Below are 22,819 nucleotides of genomic sequence, written 5' to 3'. Positions count from 1 at the left end.
GTTAACACCAGATAAAGCGCCGCTTCAAAATGCGAAAACGCAATTAGAACAAAGCATTAATCAACCAACAGATACAACAGGTATGACAACCGCTTCGTTAAATGCATACAACCAAAAATTACAAGCAGCACGTCAAAAGTTAACTGAAATTAATCAAGTGTTGAATGGCAACCCAACTGTCCAAAATATCAATGATAAAGTGGCAGAGGCAAACCAAGCTAAGGATCAATTAAATACAGCACGTCAAGGTTTAACATTAGATAGACAGCCAGCGTTAACAACATTACATGGTGCATCTAACTTAAACCAAGCACAACAAAATAATTTCACGCAACAAATTAATGCTGCTCAAAATCATGCTGCGCTTGAAACAATTAAGTCTAACATTACGGCTTTAAATACTGCGATGACGAAATTAAAAGACAGTGTTGCGGATAATAATACAATTAAATCAGGTCAAAATTACACTGACGCAACACCAGCTAATAAACAAGCCTATGATAATGCAGTTAATGCGGCTAAAGGTGTCATTGGAGAAACGACTAATCCAACGATGGATGTTAACACAGTGAACCAAAAAGCAGCATCTGTTAAATCGACGAAAGATGCTTTAGATGGTCAACAAAACTTACAACGTGCGAAAACAGAAGCAACAAATGCGATTACGCATGCAAGTGATTTAAACCAAGCACAAAAGAATGCATTAACACAACAAGTGAATAGTGCACAAAACGTGCAAGCAGTAAATGATATTAAACAAACGACTCAAAGCTTAAATACTGCTATGACAGGTTTAAAACGTGGCGTTGCTAATCATAACCAAGTCGTACAAAGTGATAATTATGTCAACGCAGATACTAATAAGAAAAATGATTACAACAATGCATACAACCATGCGAATGACATTATTAATGGTAATGCACAACATCCAGTTATAACACCAAGTGATGTTAACAATGCTTTATCAAATGTCACAAGTAAAGAACATGCATTGAATGGTGAAGCTAAGTTAAATGCTGCGAAACAAGAAGCGAATACTGCATTAGGTCATTTAAACAATTTAAATAATGTACAACGTCAAAACTTACAATCGCAAATTAATGGTGCGCATCAAATTGATGCAGTTAATACAATTAAGCAAAATGCAACAAACTTGAATAGTGCAATGGGTAACTTAAGACAAGCTGTTGCAGATAAAGATCAAGTGAAACGTACAGAAGATTATGCGGATGCAGATACAGCTAAACAAAATGCATATAACAGTGCAGTTTCAAGTGCTGAAACAATTATTAATCAAACAGCTAATCCGACAATGTCTGTTGATGATGTTAATCGTGCAACTTCAGCTGTTACTACTAATAAAAATGCATTAAATGGTGATGAAAAATTAGTACAATCTAAAACAGATGCTGCAAGAGCAATTGATGCATTACCACATTTAAATAATGCACAAAAAGCAGATGTTAAATCTAAAATTAATGCTGCATCAAATATTGCTGGTGTAAATACCGTTAAACAACAAGGTACAGATTTAAATACAGCGATGGGTAACTTGCAGGGTGCAATCAATGATGAACAAACGACGCTTAATAGTCAAAATTATCAAGATGCGACACCTAGTAAGAAAACAGCATACACAAATGCGGTGCAAGCTGCGAAAGATATTTTAAATAAATCAAATGGTCAAAATAAAACGAAAGATCAAGTTACTGAAGCGATGAATCAAGTGAATTCGGCTAAAAATAACTTAGATGGTACGCGTTTATTAGATCAAGCGAAGCAAACAGCGAAACAGCAGTTAAATAATATGACGCATTTAACAACTGCACAAAAAACGAATTTTACAAATCAAATTAATAGTGGTACTACTGTTGCTGGTGTTCATACGGTTCAATCAAATGCCAACACATTAGATCAAGCGATGAATACGTTAAGACAAAGTATTGCTAACAATGATGCGACTAAAGCAAGTGAAGATTACGTAGATGCTAATAATGATAAGCAAACAGCATATAACAACGCGGTAGCTGCTGCTGAAACGATTATTAATGCGAATAGTAATCCAGAAATGAATCCAAGTACGATTACACAAAAAGCAGAGCAAGTGAATAGTTCTAAAACGGCACTTAACGGTGATGAAAACTTAGCTACGGCAAAACAAAATGCGAAAACGTACTTAAACACATTAACGAGTATTACAGATGCTCAAAAGAACAATTTGATTAGTCAAATTAGTAGTGCGACAAGAGTGAGTGGTGTTGATACTGTAAAACAAAATGCACAACATTTAGATCAAGCTATGGCTAACTTACAAAATGGTATTAACAACGAATCTCAAGTGAAATCATCTGAGAAATATCGTGATGCTGATACAAATAAACAACAAGAGTATGATAATGCTATTACTGCAGCGAAAGCGATTTTAAATAAATCGACAGGTCCAAACACTGCGCAAAATGCAGTTGAAGCAGCATTGCAACGTGTTAATACTGCGAAAGATGCATTGAATGGTGATGCAAAATTAATTGCAGCTCAAAACGCAGCGAAACAACATTTAGGTACTTTAACGCATATCACTACAGCACAACGCAATGATTTAACAAATCAAATTTCACAAGCTACAAACTTAGCTGGTGTTGAATCAGTTAAACAAAGTGCAAATAGTTTAGATGGCGCAATGGGTAACTTACAAACGGCTATCAACGATAAGTCAGGAACATTAGCGAGCCAAAACTTCTTGGATGCTGATGAGCAAAAACGTAATGCTTACAATCAAGCTATATCAGCTGCCGAAACCATTTTAAATAAACAAACTGGACCGAATACAGCGAAAACAGCGGTTGAACAAGCACTTAATAATGTTAATAGTGCGAAACATGCATTAAATGGTACGCAAAACTTAAATAATGCGAAACAAGCAGCGATTACAGCAATTAATGGCGCATCTGATTTAAATCAAAAACAAAAAGATGCATTAAAAGCACAAGCTAATGGTGCTCAACGCGTATCTAATGCAAATGATGTACAACGTAATGCGACTGAACTGAACACGGCAATGGGTCAATTACAACATGCCATCGCAGATAAGACGAATACGTTAGCAAGCAGTAAATATGTCAACGCCGATAGCACTAAACAAAATGCTTACACAACTAAAGTTACCAATGCTGAACATATTATTAGCGGTACGCCAACGGTTGTTACAACACCTTCAGAAGTAACAGCTGCAGCTAATCAAGTAAACAGCGCGAAACAAGAATTAAATGGTGACGAAAGATTACGTGTTGCAAAACAAAACGCCAATACTGCTATTGATGCATTAACGCAATTAAATACTCCTCAAAAAGCTAAATTAAAAGAACAAGTGGGACAAGCCAATAGATTAGAAGACGTACAATCTGTTCAAACAAATGGACAATCATTGAACAATGCAATGAAAGGCTTAAGAGATAGTATTGCTAACGAAACAACAGTCAAAGCAAGTCAAAACTATACAGACGCAAGTCCGAATAACCAATCAACATATAATAGCGCTGTGTCAAATGCGAAAGGTATCATTAATCAAACTAACAATCCAACTATGGATACTAGTGCGATTACCCAAGCTACAACACAAGTGAATAATGCTAAAAATGGTTTAAACGGTGCTGAAAACTTAAGAAATGCACAAAACACTGCTAAGCAAAACTTAAATACGTTATCACACTTAACAAATAACCAAAAATCTGCAATCTCATCACAAATTGATCGTGCAGGTCATGTGAGTGAGGTAACAGCTGCTAAAAATGCAGCAACTGAGTTAAACGCGCAAATGGGCAACTTGGAACAAGCTATCCATGATCAAAACACAGTTAAACAAGGTGTTAACTTCACTGATGCAGATAAAGCTAAACGTGATGCTTATACAAATGCGGTAAGCAGAGCAGAAACAATTTTGAATAAAACGCAAGGTGCAAATACGTCTAAACAAGATGTTGAAGCGGCTATTCAAAATGTTACAAGTGCTAAAAATGCATTGAATGGTGATCAAAACGTTACAAATGCGAAGAATGCAGCTAAAAATGCATTAAATAACTTAACGTCAATTAATAATGCACAAAAACGTGACTTAACAACTAAAATTGATCAAGCAACAACAGTAGCTGGTGTTGAAGCGGTATCTAATACAGGTACACAATTGAATACAGCGATGGCTAACTTGCAAAATGGTATTAATGATAAAGCGAATACTTTAGCGAGCGAAAACTATCATGATGCTGATTCAGATAAGAAAACTGCTTATACTCAAGCCGTTACGAACGCAGAAAATATTTTAAATAAAAATAGTGGATCAAATTTAGATAAAGCTGCCGTTGAAAACGCGTTGTCACAAGTGACAAATGCGAAAGGTGCCCTAAATGGTAACCATAATTTAGAGCAAGCTAAATCAAATGCAAACACTACTATAAACGGCCTTCAACATTTAACAACAGCACAAAAAGATAAATTGAAACAACAAGTGCAACAAGCACAAAATGTTGCAGGTGTAGATACTGTTAAATCAAGTGCCAACACATTAAATGGTGCTATGGGTACGTTAAGAAATAGCATACAAGATAACACAGCTACGAAAAATGGCCAAAACTATCTTGATGCTACAGAACGTAACAAAACAAACTATAACAATGCTGTTGATAGTGCTAATGGTGTCATTAATGCAACAAGCAATCCAAATATGGATGCTAATGCAATTAACCAAATCGCTACACAAGTGACATCAACGAAAAATGCATTAGATGGTACACATAATTTAACGCAAGCGAAACAAACAGCAACAAATGCCATCGATGGTGCTACTAACTTAAATAAAGCGCAAAAAGATGCGTTAAAAGCACAAGTTACAAGTGCGCAACGTGTTGCAAATGTAACAAGTATCCAACAAACTGCAAATGAACTTAATACAGCTATGGGTCAATTACAACATGGTATTGATGATGAAAATGCAACAAAACAAACTCAAAAATATCGTGACGCTGAACAAAGTAAGAAAACTGCTTATGATCAAGCTGTAGCTGCTGCGAAAGCAATTTTAAATAAACAAACAGGTTCCAATTCAGATAAAGCAGCAGTTGACCGTGCATTACAACAAGTAACAAGTACGAAAGATGCATTGAATGGGGATGCTAAACTGGCAGAAGCGAAAGCGGCAGCTAGACAAAACTTAGGTACTTTAAACCATATTACGAATGCACAACGTACTGCGTTAGAAGGTCAAATCAATCAAGCGACGACTGTTGATGGCGTTAATACTGTAAAAACAAATGCCAATACATTAGACGGCGCTATGAATAGCTTACAAGGTGCAATCAATGATAAAGATGCGACATTAAGAAATCAAAATTATCTTGATGCAGATGAATCAAAACGAAATGCATATACGCAAGCTGTCACAGCGGCTGAAGGCATTTTAAATAAACAAACAGGTGGTAACACATCTAAAGCAGACGTTGATAATGCATTAAATGCAGTTACAAGAGCGAAAGCGGCTTTAAATGGTGCTGAAAACTTAAGAAATGCGAAAACTTCAGCAACAAATACGATTAATGGTTTACCTAACTTAACACAATTACAAAAAGACAACTTGAAGCATCAAGTTGAACAAGCGCAAAATGTAGTTGGTGTAAATGGTGTTAAAGATAAAGGTAATACATTAAATACTGCCATGGGTGCATTACGTACAAGTATCCAAAATGATAATACGACGAAAACAAGTCAAAATTATCTTGATGCATCTGATAGCAACAAAAATAATTACAATACTGCTGTAAATAATGCAAATGGTGTTATTAATGCAACGAACAATCCAAATATGGATGCTAATGCGATTAATGACATGGCAAATCAAGTCAATACAACAAAAGCAGCGTTAAATGGTGCACAAAACTTAGCTCAAGCTAAAACAAATGCGACGAACACAATTAACAACGCGCAAGACTTAAACCAAAAACAAAAAGATGCATTAAAAACACAAGTTAACAATGCACAACGTGTATCTGATGCAAATAACGTTCAACATACAGCTACTGAATTGAACGGTGCGATGACAGCACTTAAAGCAGCTATTGCGGATAAAGAAAGAACAAAAGCAAGCGGTAATTATGTCAATGCTGATCAAGAAAAACGTCAAGCGTATGATTCAAAAGTGACTAACGCTGAAAATATCATTAATGGTACACCAAATGCGACATTAACAGTCAATGACGTAAATAGTGCGGCATCACAAGTCAATGCGGCTAAAACAGCATTAAATGGTGATAACAACTTACGTGTAGCGAAAGAGCATGCTAACAATACAATTGACGGCTTAGCACAATTGAATAATGTACAAAAAGCAAAATTAAAAGAACAAGTTCAAAGTGCAACTACATTAGATGGTGTTCAAACTGTTAAAAATAGTTCTCAAACGTTGAATACAGCGATGAAAGGCTTAAGAGATAGTATTGCGAATGAAGCAACGATTAAAGCAGGTCAAAACTACACTGACGCAAGTCCAAATAATCGTAACGAGTACGACAGCGCAGTTACTGCAGCAAAAGCAATCATTAATCAAACATCGAACCCAACGATGGAACCAAATACTATTACGCAAGCAACATCACAAGTGACAACTAAAGAACATGCATTAAATGGTGCGCAAAACTTAGCTCAAGCTAAGACAACAGCGAAAAACAACTTGAATAACTTAACATCAATTAACAATGCACAAAAAGATGCGTTAACGCGTAACATTGATGGTGCAACTACAGTAGCTGGTGTAAATCAAGAAACTGCAAAAGCAACAGAATTAAATAACGCAATGCACAGTTTACAAAATGGTATCAATGATGAGACACAAACAAAACAAACTCAGAAATACCTAGATGCTGAGCCAAGTAAGAAATCAGCTTATGATCAAGCAGTAAATGCAGCAAAAGCAATTTTAACAAAAGCTAGTGGTCAAAATGTAGACAAAGCAGCAGTTGAACAAGCATTACAAAATGTGAACAGTACGAAGACGGCGTTGAACGGTGATGCGAAATTAAATGAAGCTAAAGCTGCTGCGAAACAAACGTTAGGTACATTAACACACATTAATAATGCACAACGTAATGCGTTAGATAATGAAATTACACAAGCAACAAATGTTGAAGGTGTTAATACAGTTAAAGCCAAAGCGCAACAATTAGATGGTGCTATGGGTCAATTAGAAACATCAATTCGTGATAAAGACACGACGTTACAAAGTCAAAATTATCAAGATGCTGATGATGCTAAACGAACGGCTTATTCTCAAGCAGTAAATGCAGCAGCAACTATTTTAAATAAAACAGCTGGAGGAAATACACCTAAAGCAGATGTCGAAAGAGCAATGCAAGCTGTTACACAAGCCAATACTGCATTAAACGGTATTCAAAACTTAGAACGTGCGAAACAGGCTGCGAACACAGCGATTACAAATGCTTCGGACTTAAATACAAAACAAAAAGAAGCATTGAAAGCACAAGTAACAAGTGCAGGACGCGTATCTGCAGCAAATGGTGTTGAACATACTGCGACTGAATTAAATACTGCGATGACAGCTTTAAAACGTGCCATTGCTGATAAAGCTGACACAAAAGCTAGTGGTAATTATGTCAATGCTGATGCGAATAAACGCCAAGCATATGATGAAAAAGTGACAGCTGCAGAACATATCGTTAGTGGTACACCAACACCAACGTTAACACCATCAGATGTTACAAATGCAGCAACGCAAGTAACGAATGCGAAGACGCAGTTAAACGGTAATCATAATTTAGAAGTAGCGAAACAAAATGCTAACACAGCAATTGATGGTTTAACTTCTTTAAATGGTCCGCAAAAAGCAAAACTTAAAGAACAAGTGGGTCAAGCGACGACGTTGCCAAATGTTCAAACTGTTCGTGATAATGCACAAACATTAAACACTGCAATGAAAGGTCTACGAGATAGCATTGCGAATGAAGCAACGATTAAAGCAGGTCAAAACTACACAGATGCAAGTCAAAACAAACAAAATGACTACAACAATGCAGTCACTGCAGCAAAAGCAATCATTGGTCAAACAACTAGTCCATCAATGATTGCGCAAGAAATTAATCAAGCGAAAGACCAAGTGACAGCTAAACAACAAGCGTTAAACGGTCAAGAAAACTTAAGAACTGCGCAAACAAATGCGAAGCAACATTTGAATGGCTTAAGTGACTTAACTAATGCACAAAAAGATGCAGCGAAACGCCAAATCGAAGGTGCAACGCATGTTAATGAAGTAACACAAGCGCAAAATAATGCGGACGCATTAAATACAGCTATGACGAACTTGAAAAATGGTATTCAAGATCAAAATACGATTAAGCAAGGTGTTAACTTCACTGATGCAGATGAAGCGAAACGTAATGCATATACAAATGCAGTGACGCAAGCTGAACAAATTTTAAATAAAGCACAAGGTCCAAATACTGCAAAAGACGGTGTCGAAACTGCGTTACAAAATGTACAACGTGCTAAAAACGAATTGAACGGTAATCAAAATGTTGCGAACGCTAAGACAACTGCGAAAAATGCATTGAATAACCTTACATCAATTAATAATGCACAAAAAGCAGCATTGAAATCACAAATTGAAGGTGCGACAACAGTTGCAGGTGTAAATCAAGTGTCTACAATGGCATCTGAATTAAATACTGCAATGAGCAACTTACAACGTGGTATTAATGACGAAGCAGCTACAAAAGCAGCTCAGAAATATACTGAAGCAGATAGAGATAAACAAACTGCATACAATGATGCTGTAACAGCAGCTAAAACGTTATTAGATAAAACAGCTGGTTCAAATGACAATAAAGTAGCCGTTGAACAAGCATTACAACGTGTGAATACTGCTAAAACAGCATTAAATGGTGACGCGCGATTAAATGAAGCGAAGAACACAGCTAAACAACAATTAGCGACAATGTCACATTTAACTAATGCTCAAAAAGCAAACTTAACAGAACAAATTGAACGTGGTACAACTGTTGCTGGTGTTCAAGGCATCCAAGCAAATGCTGGTACTTTAAATCAAGCAATGAATCAATTAAGACAAAGTATTGCTTCTAAAGATGCGACTAAATCAAGCGAAGATTATCAAGACGCGAATGCAGATTTACAAAATGCATACAATGATGCGGTAACTAATGCTGAAGGTATTATTAGTGCAACGAATAACCCTGAAATGAATCCTGATACAATTAACCAAAAAGCGAGCCAAGTGAACAGTGCGAAGTCTGCATTGAACGGTGATGAAAAATTAGCAGCAGCAAAACAAACTGCGAAATCAGATATCGGTCGTTTGACAGACTTGAACAATGCACAACGAACTGCGGCAAATGCTGAAGTGGATCAAGCACCAAATCTTGCAGCTGTCACAGCGGCTAAAAATAAAGCAACATCGTTAAACACAGCGATGGGTAATTTGAAACATGCACTTGCTGAAAAGGATAATACGAAACGTAGTGTCAATTACACAGATGCGGATCAACCAAAACAACAAGCGTATGATACTGCAGTTACACAAGCAGAAGCAATTACTAATGCAAATGGCAGTAACGCGAATGAAACACAAGTTCAAGCAGCGCTTAACCAATTGAATCAAGCTAAAAACGACTTGAATGGTGATAATAAAGTTGCTCAAGCGAAAGAAACAGCAAAACGTGCATTAGCTTCATATAGTAACTTGAATAACGCGCAATCAACTGCAGCAACTAGTCAAATTGACAATGCAACGACAGTAGCAGACGTAACTGCTGCACAAAATACTGCTAATGAATTAAATACAGCAATGGGTCAACTTCAAAATGGTATTAATGACCAAAACACTGTTAAACAACAAGTGAACTTTACAGATGCTGACCAAGGTAAGAAAGATGCTTACACAAATGCTGTTACGAATGCTCAAGGTATTTTAGATAAAGCAAACGGTCAAAATATGACAAAAGCACAAGTTGAAGCTGCATTAAATCAAGTAACGACTGCTAAGAATGCTTTAAACGGTGATGCAAATGTAAGACAAGCAAAATCAGATGCGAAAGCAAACTTAGGTACATTAACACACTTAAATAATGCACAAAAACAAGATTTAACATCACAAATCGAAGGTGCAACAACAGTCAACGGTGTAAATAGTGTTAAAACGAAAGCACAAGACTTAGATGGTGCAATGCAACGATTAGAGTCAGCAATCGCAAATAAAGATCAAACTAAAGCGAGCGAAAACTACATTGACGCAGATCCAACTAAGAAAACAGCATTTGATAATGCCATCACACAAGCTGAATCTTACTTAAATAAAGATCATGGTACGAATAAAGATAAGCAAGCTGTTGAACAAGCAATTCAAAGTGTAACGTCTACTGAAAATGCTTTGAACGGTGACGCGAACTTACAACGCGCTAAAACTGAAGCTACACAAGCTATCGATAACTTGACACAATTGAATACACCGCAAAAAACAGCATTGAAACAACAAGTGAATGCTGCACAACGCGTATCAGGTGTAACTGATCTGAAAAATAGTGCTACATCACTTAATAATGCGATGGATCAATTAAAACAAGCAATTGGTGATCATGACACAATTGTAGCTGGTGGTAATTACACTAACGCAAGTCCTGATAAACAAGGTGCTTACACTGATGCATATAATGCTGCGAAGAATATCGTAAATGGTTCACCTAATGTGATTACAAATGCAGCAGATGTTACTGCGGCAACACAACGTGTCAATAATGCTGAAACAAGTTTAAATGGTGATACAAACTTAGCAACTGCGAAGCAACAAGCTAAAGATGCATTACGTCAAATGACACATTTATCTGATGCACAAAAACAAAGTATTACTGGTCAAATTGATAGCGCGACACAAGTAACTGGTGTACAAAGTGTGAAAGACAATGCAACAAATCTTGACAATGCAATGAATCAACTTCGAAATAGTATTGCGAATAAAGATGAAGTAAAAGCGAGTCAACCATATGTTGATGCAGATACAGATAAACAAAATGCATACAATACAGCAGTTACAAGTGCTGAAAATATCATTAATGCAACGAGTCAGCCAACACTTGATCCATCTGCAGTAACACAAGCAGCTAATCAAGTGAACACTAACAAAACTGCGCTTAATGGTGCGCAAAACTTAGCAAATAAAAAGCAAGAAACAACTGCTAACATCAACCGATTAAGTCATTTAAACAATGCTCAAAAGCAAGATTTAAATACACAAGTGACAAATGCACCAAATATTAGCACAGTAAATCAAGTGAAAACTAAAGCTGAACAATTAGATCAAGCAATGGAACGTTTAATCAACGGAATCCAAGACAAAGATCAAGTGAAACAAAGTGTTAACTTTACAGATGCAGATCCAGAAAAACAAACAGCATACAACAATGCGGTAACTGCTGCTGAAAATATTATTAATCAAGCAAATGGTACAAATGCGAACCAATCACAAGTTGAAGCAGCACTTTCAACTGTAACAACTACTAAACAAGCGTTGAATGGTGATAGAAAAGTAACAGATGCTAAAAACAATGCAAACCAAACATTATCTACGTTAGATAACTTAAACAATGCACAAAAAGGTGCTGTTACTGGAAACATCAATCAAGCGCACACTGTAGCTGAAGTAACGCAAGCCATTCAAACCGCTCAGGAACTGAATACAGCGATGGGTAACTTGAAAAATAGCTTGAATGATAAAGACACTACACTTGGCAGTCAAAACTTTGCAGATGCAGATCCAGAGAAGAAAAATGCATACAATGAAGCGGTTCGTAATGCTGAAAATATTTTAAATAAATCTACAGGTACGAACGTGCCTAAAGATCAAGTTGAAGCAGCTATGAATCAAGTGAATACTACAAAAGCAGCGCTTAATGGTACTCAAAACCTTGAAAAAGCGAAACAACACGCAAATACAGCAATTGACGGTTTAAGCCATTTAACAAATGCACAAAAAGAGGCATTAAAACAATTGGTACAACAATCGACTACTGTTGCAGAAGCACAAGGTAATGAACAAAAAGCAAACAATGTTGATGCAGCAATGGACAAATTACGTCAAAGTATTGCAGATAATGCGACAACAAAACAAAACCAAAATTATACTGATGCAAGTCCGAATAAAAAGGATGCGTACAATAATGCTGTCACAACTGCACAAGGTATTATTGATCAAACTACAAACCCTTCATTAGATCCGACTGTTATCAATCAAGCTGCTGGACAAGTAAGCACGTCTAAAAATGCTTTAAATGGTAATGAAAACTTAGAGGCAGCGAAGCAACAAGCAACGCAATCTTTAGGTTCATTAGACAACTTAAATAATGCGCAAAAACAAGCTGTTACTAATCAAATTAATGGCGCGCATACTGTTGATGAAGCAAATCAAATTAAGCAAAATGCGCAAAACTTAAATACTGCGATGGGTAACTTGAAACAAGCGATAGCTGATAAAGATGCTACGAAAGCAACAGTTAACTTCACTGATGCAGATCAAGCAAAACAACAAGCATATAACACTGCAGTTACAAATGCTGAAAATATCATTTCAAAAGCTAATGGTGGTAATGCAACACAAACTGAAGTTGAACAAGCAATCCAACAAGTAAATGCAGCAAAACAAGCATTAAATGGTAATGCCAACGTTCAACATGCAAAAGACGAAGCAACAGCATTAATTAATAACTCTAATGATCTTAACCAAGCACAGAAAGATGCATTAAAACAACAAGTACAAAATGCAACTACTGTAGCTGGTGTAAACAATGTTAAACAAACGGCGCAAGAGTTAAACAATGCGATGACACAATTAAAACAAGGCATTGCAGATAAAGAACAAACAAAAGCTGATGGTAACTTTGTCAATGCAGATTCTGACAAGCAAAATGCATATAATCAAGCAGTAGCGAAAGCTGAAGCATTAATTAGTGGTACGCCTGATGTTGTCGTTACACCTAGCGAAATTACTGCAGCGTTAAATAAAGTTACGCAAGCTAAAAATGATTTAAATGGTAATACAAACTTAGCAACGGCGAAACAAAATGTTCAACATGCTATTGATCAATTGCCAAACTTAAACCAAGCGCAACGTGATGAATACAGCAAACAAATCACGCAAGCAACACTTGTACCAAACGTCAATGCTATTCAACAAGCGGCAACAACGCTTAATGACGCGATGACACAATTGAAACAAGGTATTGCGAATAAAGCACAAATTAAAGGTAGCGAGAACTATCACGATGCTGATACTGACAAGCAAACAGCATATGATAATGCAGTAACAAAAGCAGAAGAATTGTTAAAACAAACAACAAATCCAACAATGGATCCAAATACAATTCAACAAGCATTAACTAAAGTGAATGACACAAATCAAGCACTTAACGGTAATCAAAAATTAGCTGATGCCAAACAAGATGCTAAGACAACACTTGGTACACTAGATCATTTAAATGATGCTCAAAAACAAGCGCTAACAACTCAAGTTGAACAAGCACCAGATATTGCAACAGTTAATAATGTTAAGCAAAATGCTCAAAATCTGAATAATGCTATGACTAACTTAAACAATGCATTACAAGATAAAACTGAGACATTAAATAGCATTAACTTTACTGATGCAGATCAAGCTAAGAAAGATGATTATACTAATGCGGTTTCACATGCAGAAGGTATTTTATCTAAAGCAAATGGCAGCAATGCAAGTCAAACTGAAGTGGAACAAGCGATGCAACGTGTGAACGAAGCGAAACAAGCATTGAATGGTAATGACAATGTACAACGTGCAAAAGATGCAGCGAAACAAGTAATTACAAATGCAAATGATTTAAATCAAGCGCAAAAAGATGCATTAAAACAACAAGTCGATGCTGCGCAAACTGTTGCAAATGTAAACACGATTAAGCAAACAGCACAAGATTTAAATCAAGCAATGACACAATTGAAACAAGGTATTGCAGATAAAGACCAAACTAAAGCAAATGGTAACTTTGTCAATGCTGATACTGATAAGCAAAATGCATATAACAATGCGGTAGCGCATGCTGAACAAATCATTAGTGGTACACCAAATGCAAACGTGGATCCACAACAAGTGGCTCAAGCGTTACAACAAGTGAATCAAGCTAAGGGTGATTTAAACGGTAACCATAACTTACAAGTTGCTAAAGACAATGCAAATACAGCCATTGATCAGTTACCAAACTTAAATCAACCACAAAAAACAGCATTAAAAGACCAAGTGTCGCATGCAGAACTTGTTACAGGTGTTAATGCTATTAAGCAAAATGCTGATGCGTTAAATAATGCAATGGGTACGTTGAAACAACAAATTCAAGCGAATAGTCAAGTACCACAATCAGTTGACTTTACACAAGCGGATCAAGACAAACAACAAGCTTATAACAATGCAGCTAACCAAGCGCAACAAATCGCAAATGGCACACCAACACCTGTATTGGCGCCTGATACAGTAACAAAAGCAGTTACAACTATGAATCAAGCGAAAGATGCATTAAACGGTGATGAAAAATTAGCGCAAGCGAAACAAGATGCTTTAGCAAATCTTGATACGTTACGTGACTTAAATCAACCACAACGTGATGCATTACGAAACCAAATCAATCAAGCACAAGCTTTAGCTACAGTTGAACAAACTAAACAAAATGCACAAAATGTGAATACAGCAATGGGTAACTTGAAACAAGGTATTGCAAATAAAGATACTGTGAAAGCAAGTGAGAACTACCACGATGCTGATGTCGATAAGCAAACAGCATATACAAATGCAGTGTCTCAAGCGGAAGGTATTATCAATCAAACGACAAATCCAACGCTTAACCCAGATGACATTACTCGTGCATTAACTCAAGTGACTGATGCTAAAAATAGCTTAAACGGTGAAGCTAAATTAGCCACTGAAAAGCAAAATGCTAAAGATGCCGTAAGTGGAATGACGCATTTAAACGATGCTCAAAAACAAGCATTAAAAGGTCAAATCGATCAATCGCCTGAAATTGCTACAGTGAACCAAGTTAAACAAACAGCAACGAGCCTAGATCAAGCAATGGATCAATTATCACAAGCTATTAATGATAAAGATCAAATATTAGCGGACGGTAATTACTTAAATGCAGATCCTGACAAACAAAATGCGTATAAACAGGCAGTAGCAAAAGCTGAAGCATTATTGAATAAACAAAGTGGTACTAATGAAGTACAAGCACAAGTTGAAAGCATCACTAATGAAGTGAACGCAGCGAAACAAGCATTAAATGGTAATGACAATTTGGCAAATGCAAAACAACAAGCAAAACAACAATTGGCGAACTTAACACACTTAAATGATGCACAAAAACAATCATTTGAAAGTCAAATTACACAAGCGCCACTTGTTACAGATGTCACTACGATTAATCAAAAAGCACAAACGTTAGATCATGCGATGGAATTATTAAGAAATAGTGTTGCGGATAATCAAACGACATTAGCGTCTGAAGATTATCATGATGCAACTGCGCAAAGACAAAATGACTATAACAAAGCTGTAACAGCTGCTAATAATATCATTAATCAAACTACATCGCCTACGATGAATCCAGATGATGTTAATGGTGCAACGACACAAGTGAATAATACGAAAGTTGCATTAGATGGTGATGAAAACCTTGCAGCAGCTAAACAACAAGCAAACAACAGACTTGATCAATTAGATCATTTGAATAATGCGCAAAAGCAACAGTTACAATCACAAATTACGCAATCATCTGATATTGCTGCAGTTAATGGTCACAAACAAACAGCAGAATCTTTAAATACTGCGATGGGTAACTTAATTAATGCGATTGCAGATCATCAAGCCGTTGAACAACGTGGTAACTTCATCAATGCTGATACTGATAAACAAACTGCTTATAATACAGCGGTAAATGAAGCAGCAGCAATGATTAACAAACAAACTGGTCAAAATGCGAACCAAACAGAAGTAGAACAAGCTATTACTAAAGTTCAAACAACACTTCAAGCGTTAAATGGAGATCATAATTTACAAGTTGCTAAAACAAATGCGACGCAAGCAATTGATGCTTTAACAAGCTTAAATGATCCTCAAAAAACAGCATTAAAAGACCAAGTTACAGCTGCAACTTTAGTAACTGCAGTTCATCAAATTGAACAAAATGCGAATACGCTTAACCAAGCAATGCATGGTTTAAGACAGAGCATTCAAGATAACGCAGCAACTAAAGCAAATAGCAAATATATCAACGAAGATCAACCAGAGCAACAAAACTATGATCAAGCTGTTCAAGCCGCAAATAATATTATCAATGAACAAACTGCAACATTAGATAATAATGCGATTAATCAAGTAGCGGCAACTGTGAATACAACGAAAGCAGCATTACATGGTGATGTGAAATTACAAAATGATAAAGATCATGCTAAACAAACGGTTAGCCAATTAGCACATCTAAACAATGCACAAAAACATATGGAAGATACGTTAATTGATAGTGAAACAACTAGAACAGCAGTTAAGCAAGATTTGACTGAAGTACAAGCATTAGATCAACTTATGGATGCATTACAACAAAGTATTGCTGACAAAGATGCAACACGTGCGAGCAGTGCATATGTCAATGCAGAACCGAATAAAAAACAAGCCTATGATGAAGCAGTTCAAAATGCTGAGTCTATCATTGCAGGATTAAATAATCCAACTATCAATAAAGGTAATGTATCAAGTGCGACTCAAGCAGTAATATCATCTAAAAATGCATTAGATGGTGTTGAACGATTAGCTCAAGATAAGCAAACTGCTGGAAATTCTCTAAATCATTTAGATCAATTAACACCAGCTCAACAACAAGCGCTAGAAAATCAAATTAATAATGCAACAACTCGTGATAAAGTGGCTGAAATCATTGCACAAGCGCAAGCATTAAATGAAGCGATGAAAGCATTAAAAGAAAGTATTAAGGATCAACCACAAACTGAAGCAAGTAGTAAATTTATTAACGAGGATCAAGCGCAAAAAGATGCATATACGCAAGCAGTACAACACGCGAAAGATTTGATTAACAAAACAACTGATCCTACATTAGCTAAATCAATCATTGATCAAGCGACACAGGCAGTGACTGATGCTAAAAACAATTTACATGGTGATCAAAAACTAGCTCAAGATAAGCAACGTGCAACAGAAACGTTAAATAACTTGTCTAACTTGAATACACCACAACGTCAAGCACTTGAAAATCAAATCAATAATGCAGCAACTCGTGGTGAAGTAGCACAAAAATTAACTGAAGCACAAGCACTTAACCAAGCAATGGAAGCTTTACGTAATAGCATTCAAGATCAACAACAAACAGAATCTGGTAGCAAGTTTATTAATGAAGATAAACCGCAAAAAGATGCTTACCAAGCAGCAGTTCAAAATGCAAAAGATTTAATTAACCAAACAGGTAATCCAACGCTTGATAAAGCACAAGTTGAACAATTGACACATGCTTTTAAACAAGCTAAAGATAACCTACACGGTGATCAAAAACTTGCAGACGATAAACAACATGCGGTTACTGATTTAAATCAATTAAATGGTTTGAATAATCCGCAACGTCAAGCACTTGAAAGCCAAATAAACAACGCAGCAACTCGTGGCGAAGTAGCGCAAAAATTAGCTGAAGCAAAAGCGCTTGATCAAGCAATGCAAGCATTACGAAATAGTATTCAAGATCAACAACAAACGGAAGCGGGTAGCAAGTTTATCAATGAAGATAAACCGCAAAAAGATGCTTACCAAGCAGCAGTTCAAAATGCAAAAGATTTAATTAACCAAACAGGTAATCCAACACTCGACAAATCACAAGTAGAACAATTAACACAAGCAGTAACAACTGCAAAAGATAATCTACATGGTGATCAAAAACTTGCTCGTGATCAACAACAAGCAGTAACAACTGTAAATGCATTGCCAAACTTAAATCATGCACAACAACAAACATTAACTGATGCTATAAATGCAGCGCCTACAAGAACAGAGGTTGCACAACATGTTCAAACTGCTACTGAACTTGATCACGCGATGGAAACATTGAAAAATAAAGTTGATCAAGTGAATACAGATAAGGCTCAACCAAATTACACTGAAGCGTCAACTGATAAAAAAGAAGCAGTAGATCAAGCGTTACAAGCTGCACAAAGCATTACAGATCCAACTAATGGTTCAAATGCGAATAAAGACGCTGTAGAACAAGCATTAACTAAGCTTCAAGAAAAAGTGAATGAGTTAAATGGTAATGAGAGAGTCGCTGAAGCTAAAACACAAGCGAAACAAACTATTGACCAATTAACACATTTAAATGCTGATCAAATTGCAACTGCTAAACAAAATATTGATCAAGCGACGAAACTTCAACCAATCGCTGAATTAGTAGATCAAGCAACGCAATTGAACCAATCAATGGATCAATTACAACAAGCAGTTAATGAACATGCTAACGTTGAGCAAACTATAGATTACACACAAGCAGATTCAGATAAGCAAAAGGCTTATAAACAAGCGATTGCTGATGCTGAAAATGTATTGAAACAAAATGCGAATAAGCAACAAGTGGATCAAGCACTTCAAAATATTTTAAATGCAAAACAAGCATTAAATGGTGATGAACGTGTAGCACTTGCTAAAACAAATGGTAAACATGACATCGACCAATTGAATGCATTAAACAATGCTCAACAAGATGGATTTAAAGGTCGCATCGATCAATCAAACGATTTAAATCAAATCCAACAAATTGTAGATGAGGCTAAGGCACTTAATCGTGCAATGGATCAATTGTCACAAGAAATCACTGGCAATGAAGGACGCACGAAAGGTAGCACGAACTATGTCAATGCAGATACACAAGTCAAACAAGTATATGATGAAGCGGTTGATAAAGCGAAACAAGCACTTGATAAATCGTCTGGGCAAAACTTAACTGCAGAACAAGTTATCAAATTAAATGATGCAGTCACTGCAGCTAAGAAAGCATTAAATGGTGAAGAAAGACTTAATAATCGTAAAGCTGAAGCATTACAAAGATTGGATCAATTAACACATCTAAACAATGCTCAAAGACAATTAGCAATCCAACAAATTAATAATGCTGAAACGCTAAATAAAGCATCTCGAGCAATTAATAGAGCAACTAAATTAGATAATGCAATGGGTGCAGTACAACAATATATTGACGAACAGCACCTTGGTGTTATCAGCAGCACAAATTACATCAATGCAGATGACAATTTGAAAGCAAATTATGATAATGCAATTGCGAATGCAGCACATGAGTTAGATAAAGTGCAAGGTAATGCAATTGCAAAAGCTGAAGCAGAGCAATTGAAACAAAATATTATCGATGCTCAAAATGCATTAAATGGAGACCAAAACCTTGCAAATGCCAAAGATAAAGCAAATGCGTTTGTTAATTCGTTAAATGGATTAAATCAACAGCAACAAGATCTTGCACATAAAGCAATTAACAATGCCGATACTGTATCAGATGTAACAGATATTGTTAATAATCAAATTGACTTAAATGATGCAATGGAAACATTGAAACATTTAGTTGACAATGAAATTCCAAATGCAGAGCAAACTGTCAATTACCAAAACGCTGACGATAATGCTAAAACAAACTTCGATGATGCCAAACGTCTAGCAAATACATTGCTAAATAGTGATAACACAAATGTGAATGATATCAATGGCGCAATCCAAGCAGTCAATGATGCAATCCATAATCTTAATGGTGATCAACGACTACAAGATGCTAAAGACAAGGCAATTCAATCAATTAATCAAGCTTTAGCTAATAAGCTAAAAGAAATCGAAGCTTCAAATGCGACGGATCAAGACAAGCTTATTGCGAAAAATAAAGCAGAAGAATTGGCAAACAGCATCATCAACAACATTAATAAAGCAACAAGTAATCAGGCTGTATCTCAAGTTCAAACAGCAGGCAACCACGCGATTGAACAAGTGCATGCTAATGAAATACCAAAAGCAAAAATTGATGCCAATAAAGACGTTGATAAGCAAGTTCAAGCATTAATTGACGAAATTGATCGAAATCCAAATCTAACAGATAAGGAAAAACAAGCACTTAAAGATCGTATTAATCAAATACTTCAACAAGGTCATAACGACATTAACAATGCGCTGACTAAAGAAGAAATTGAACAAGCTAAAGCACAACTTGCGCAAGCATTACAAGACATCAAAGATTTAGTGAAAGCTAAAGAAGATGCGAAACAAGATGTTGATAAACAAGTTCAAGCATTAATTGACGAAATCGATCAAAATCCAAATCTAACAGATAAGGAAAAACAAGCACTTAAAGATCGTATTAATCAAATACTTCAACAAGGTCATAACGGCATTAACAATGCGATGACTAAAGAAGAAATTGAACAAGCCAAAGCACAACTTGCACAAGCATTAAAAGAAATTAAAGATTTAGTGAAAGCTAAAGAAAATGCGAAACAAGATGTTGATAAACAAGTTCAAGCATTAATTGACGAAATCGATCAAAATCCAAATCTAACAGATAAGGAAAAACAAGCGCTTAAAGATCGAATCAATCAAATACTGCAACAAGGTCATAACGACATTAACAATGCGATGACTAAAGAAGAAATTGAACAAGCCAAAGCACAACTTGCACAAGCATTACAAGACATCAAAGATTTAGTGAAAGCTAAAGAAGATGCGAAAAATGCAATAAAAGCCTTAGCTAATGCGAAGCGTGATCAAATCAATTCAAATCCAGATTTAACACCTGAGCAAAAAGCAAAAGCGCTCAAAGAAATTGACGAAGCTGAAAAACGAGCACTACAAAACGTTGAGAATGCTCAAACTATAGATCAATTAAATCGAGGATTAAACTTAGGTTTAGATGACATTAGAAATACACATGTATGGGAGGTTGATGAACAACCTGCTGTAAATGAAATTTTTGAAGCAACACCTGAGCAAATCCTAGTTAATGGTGAACTCATTGTACATCGTGATGACATCATTACAGAACAAGATATTCTTGCACACATAAACTTAATTGATCAGCTTTCAGCAGAAGTTATTGATACACCATCAACTGCAACGATTTCTGATAGCTTAACAGCAAAAGTTGAAGTTACATTGCTTGATGGATCAAAAGTGATTGTTAATGTTCCTGTAAAAGTTGTAGAAAAAGAATTGTCAGTAGTCAAACAACAGGCAATTGAATCAATCGAAAATGCGGCACAACAAAAGATTGATGAAATCAATAATAGTGTGACATTAACACTGGAACAAAAAGAAGCTGCAATTGCAGAAGTTAATAAGCTTAAACAACAAGCAATTGATCATGTTAACAATGCACCTGATGTTCATTCAGTTGAAGAAATTCAACAACAAGAACAAGCGTATATTGAACAATTTAATCCAGAACAATTTACGATTGAACAAGCAAAATCAAATGCAATTAAATCGATTGAAGATGCAATTCAACATATGATTGATGAAATCAAAGCTCGTACTGATCTAACAGATAAAGAGAAGCAAGAAGCTATTGCTAAGTTAAATCAATTAAAAGAACAAGCAATTCAAGCGATTCAACGTGCGCAAAGCATCAGTGAAATAACTGAGCAATTGGAACAATTTAAAGCTCAAATGAAAGCAGCTAATCCAACAGCAAAAGAACTAGCTAAACGCAAGCAAGAAGCTATTAGTAGAATTAAAGACTTTTCAAATGAAAAAATAAATAGTATTCGAAATAGTGAAATTGGCACAGCTGATGAAAAACAAGCAGCAATGAATCAAATTAACGAAATTGTGCTTGAAACAATTAGAGATATTAATAATGCGCATACATTACAGCAAGTTGAGGCTGCATTGAACAATGGTATTGCTCGAATTTCAGCAGTACAAATTGTAATATCTGATCGTGCTAAACAATCGTCAAGTACTGGAAATGAATCTAATAGCCATTTAACAATTGGTTATGGAACTGCAAATCATCCATTTAACAGTTCGACTATTGGACATAAAAAGAAACTTGATGAAGATGATGACATTGATCCACTTCATATGCGTCACTTTAGTAATAATTTCGGTAATGTTATTAAAAACGCTATTGGTGTGGTGGGTATCTCTGGCTTACTAGCTAGTTTCTGGTTCTTCATTGCCAAACGTCGTCGTAAAGAAGATGAAGAGGAAGAATTAGAAATAAGAGATAATAATAAAGATTCAATAAAAGAGACTTTAGACGATACAAAACATTTACCACTTTTATTTGCGAAACGTCGCAGAAAAGAAGATGAAGAAGATGTTACTGTTGAAGAAAAAGATTCGCTAAATAATGGCGAGTCACTCGATAAAGTTAAACATACGCCGTTCTTCTTACCAAAACGTCGTCGTAAAGAAGATGAAGAAGATGTGGAAGTTACAAATGAAAACACAGATGAAAAAGTGTTGAAAGATAACGAACATTCACCACTCTTATTCGCAAAACGACGCAAAGATAAAGAGGAAGATGTTGAAACAACAACTAGTATTGAATCTAAAGATGAGGACGTTCCTTTATTATTGGCTAAAAAGAAAAATCAAAAAGATAACCAATCCAAAGACAAAAAGTCAGCATCAAAAAATACTTCTAAAAAGGTAGCAGCTAAAAAGAAGAAAAAGAAATCTAAGAAAAATAAAAAATAA

At 35.8% G+C, this 22,819-nt stretch carries 1 protein-coding gene (only partly in view); it reads left to right on the top strand.

The window, feature by feature from the left end; translation table 11 throughout:
- Positions 1–22,819, top strand: partial view of a hyperosmolarity resistance protein Ebh gene (ebh, locus tag NSS86_RS05810; RefSeq protein WP_001109346.1) — the 3' portion only. The gene continues 9,056 nt to the left of window position 1, outside the view; the window shows 22,819 of its 31,875 coding nt (coding positions 9,057–31,875); its start codon lies beyond the left edge, outside the window; its stop codon occupies positions 22,817–22,819.

Source organism: Staphylococcus sp. FSL W8-0056, from assembly GCF_037963075.1.
GTDB lineage: Bacteria > Bacillota > Bacilli > Staphylococcales > Staphylococcaceae > Staphylococcus > Staphylococcus aureus.
Note: the sequence above shows the minus strand (reverse complement) of the source record. Positions and strands in the feature narration are given on the sequence as shown.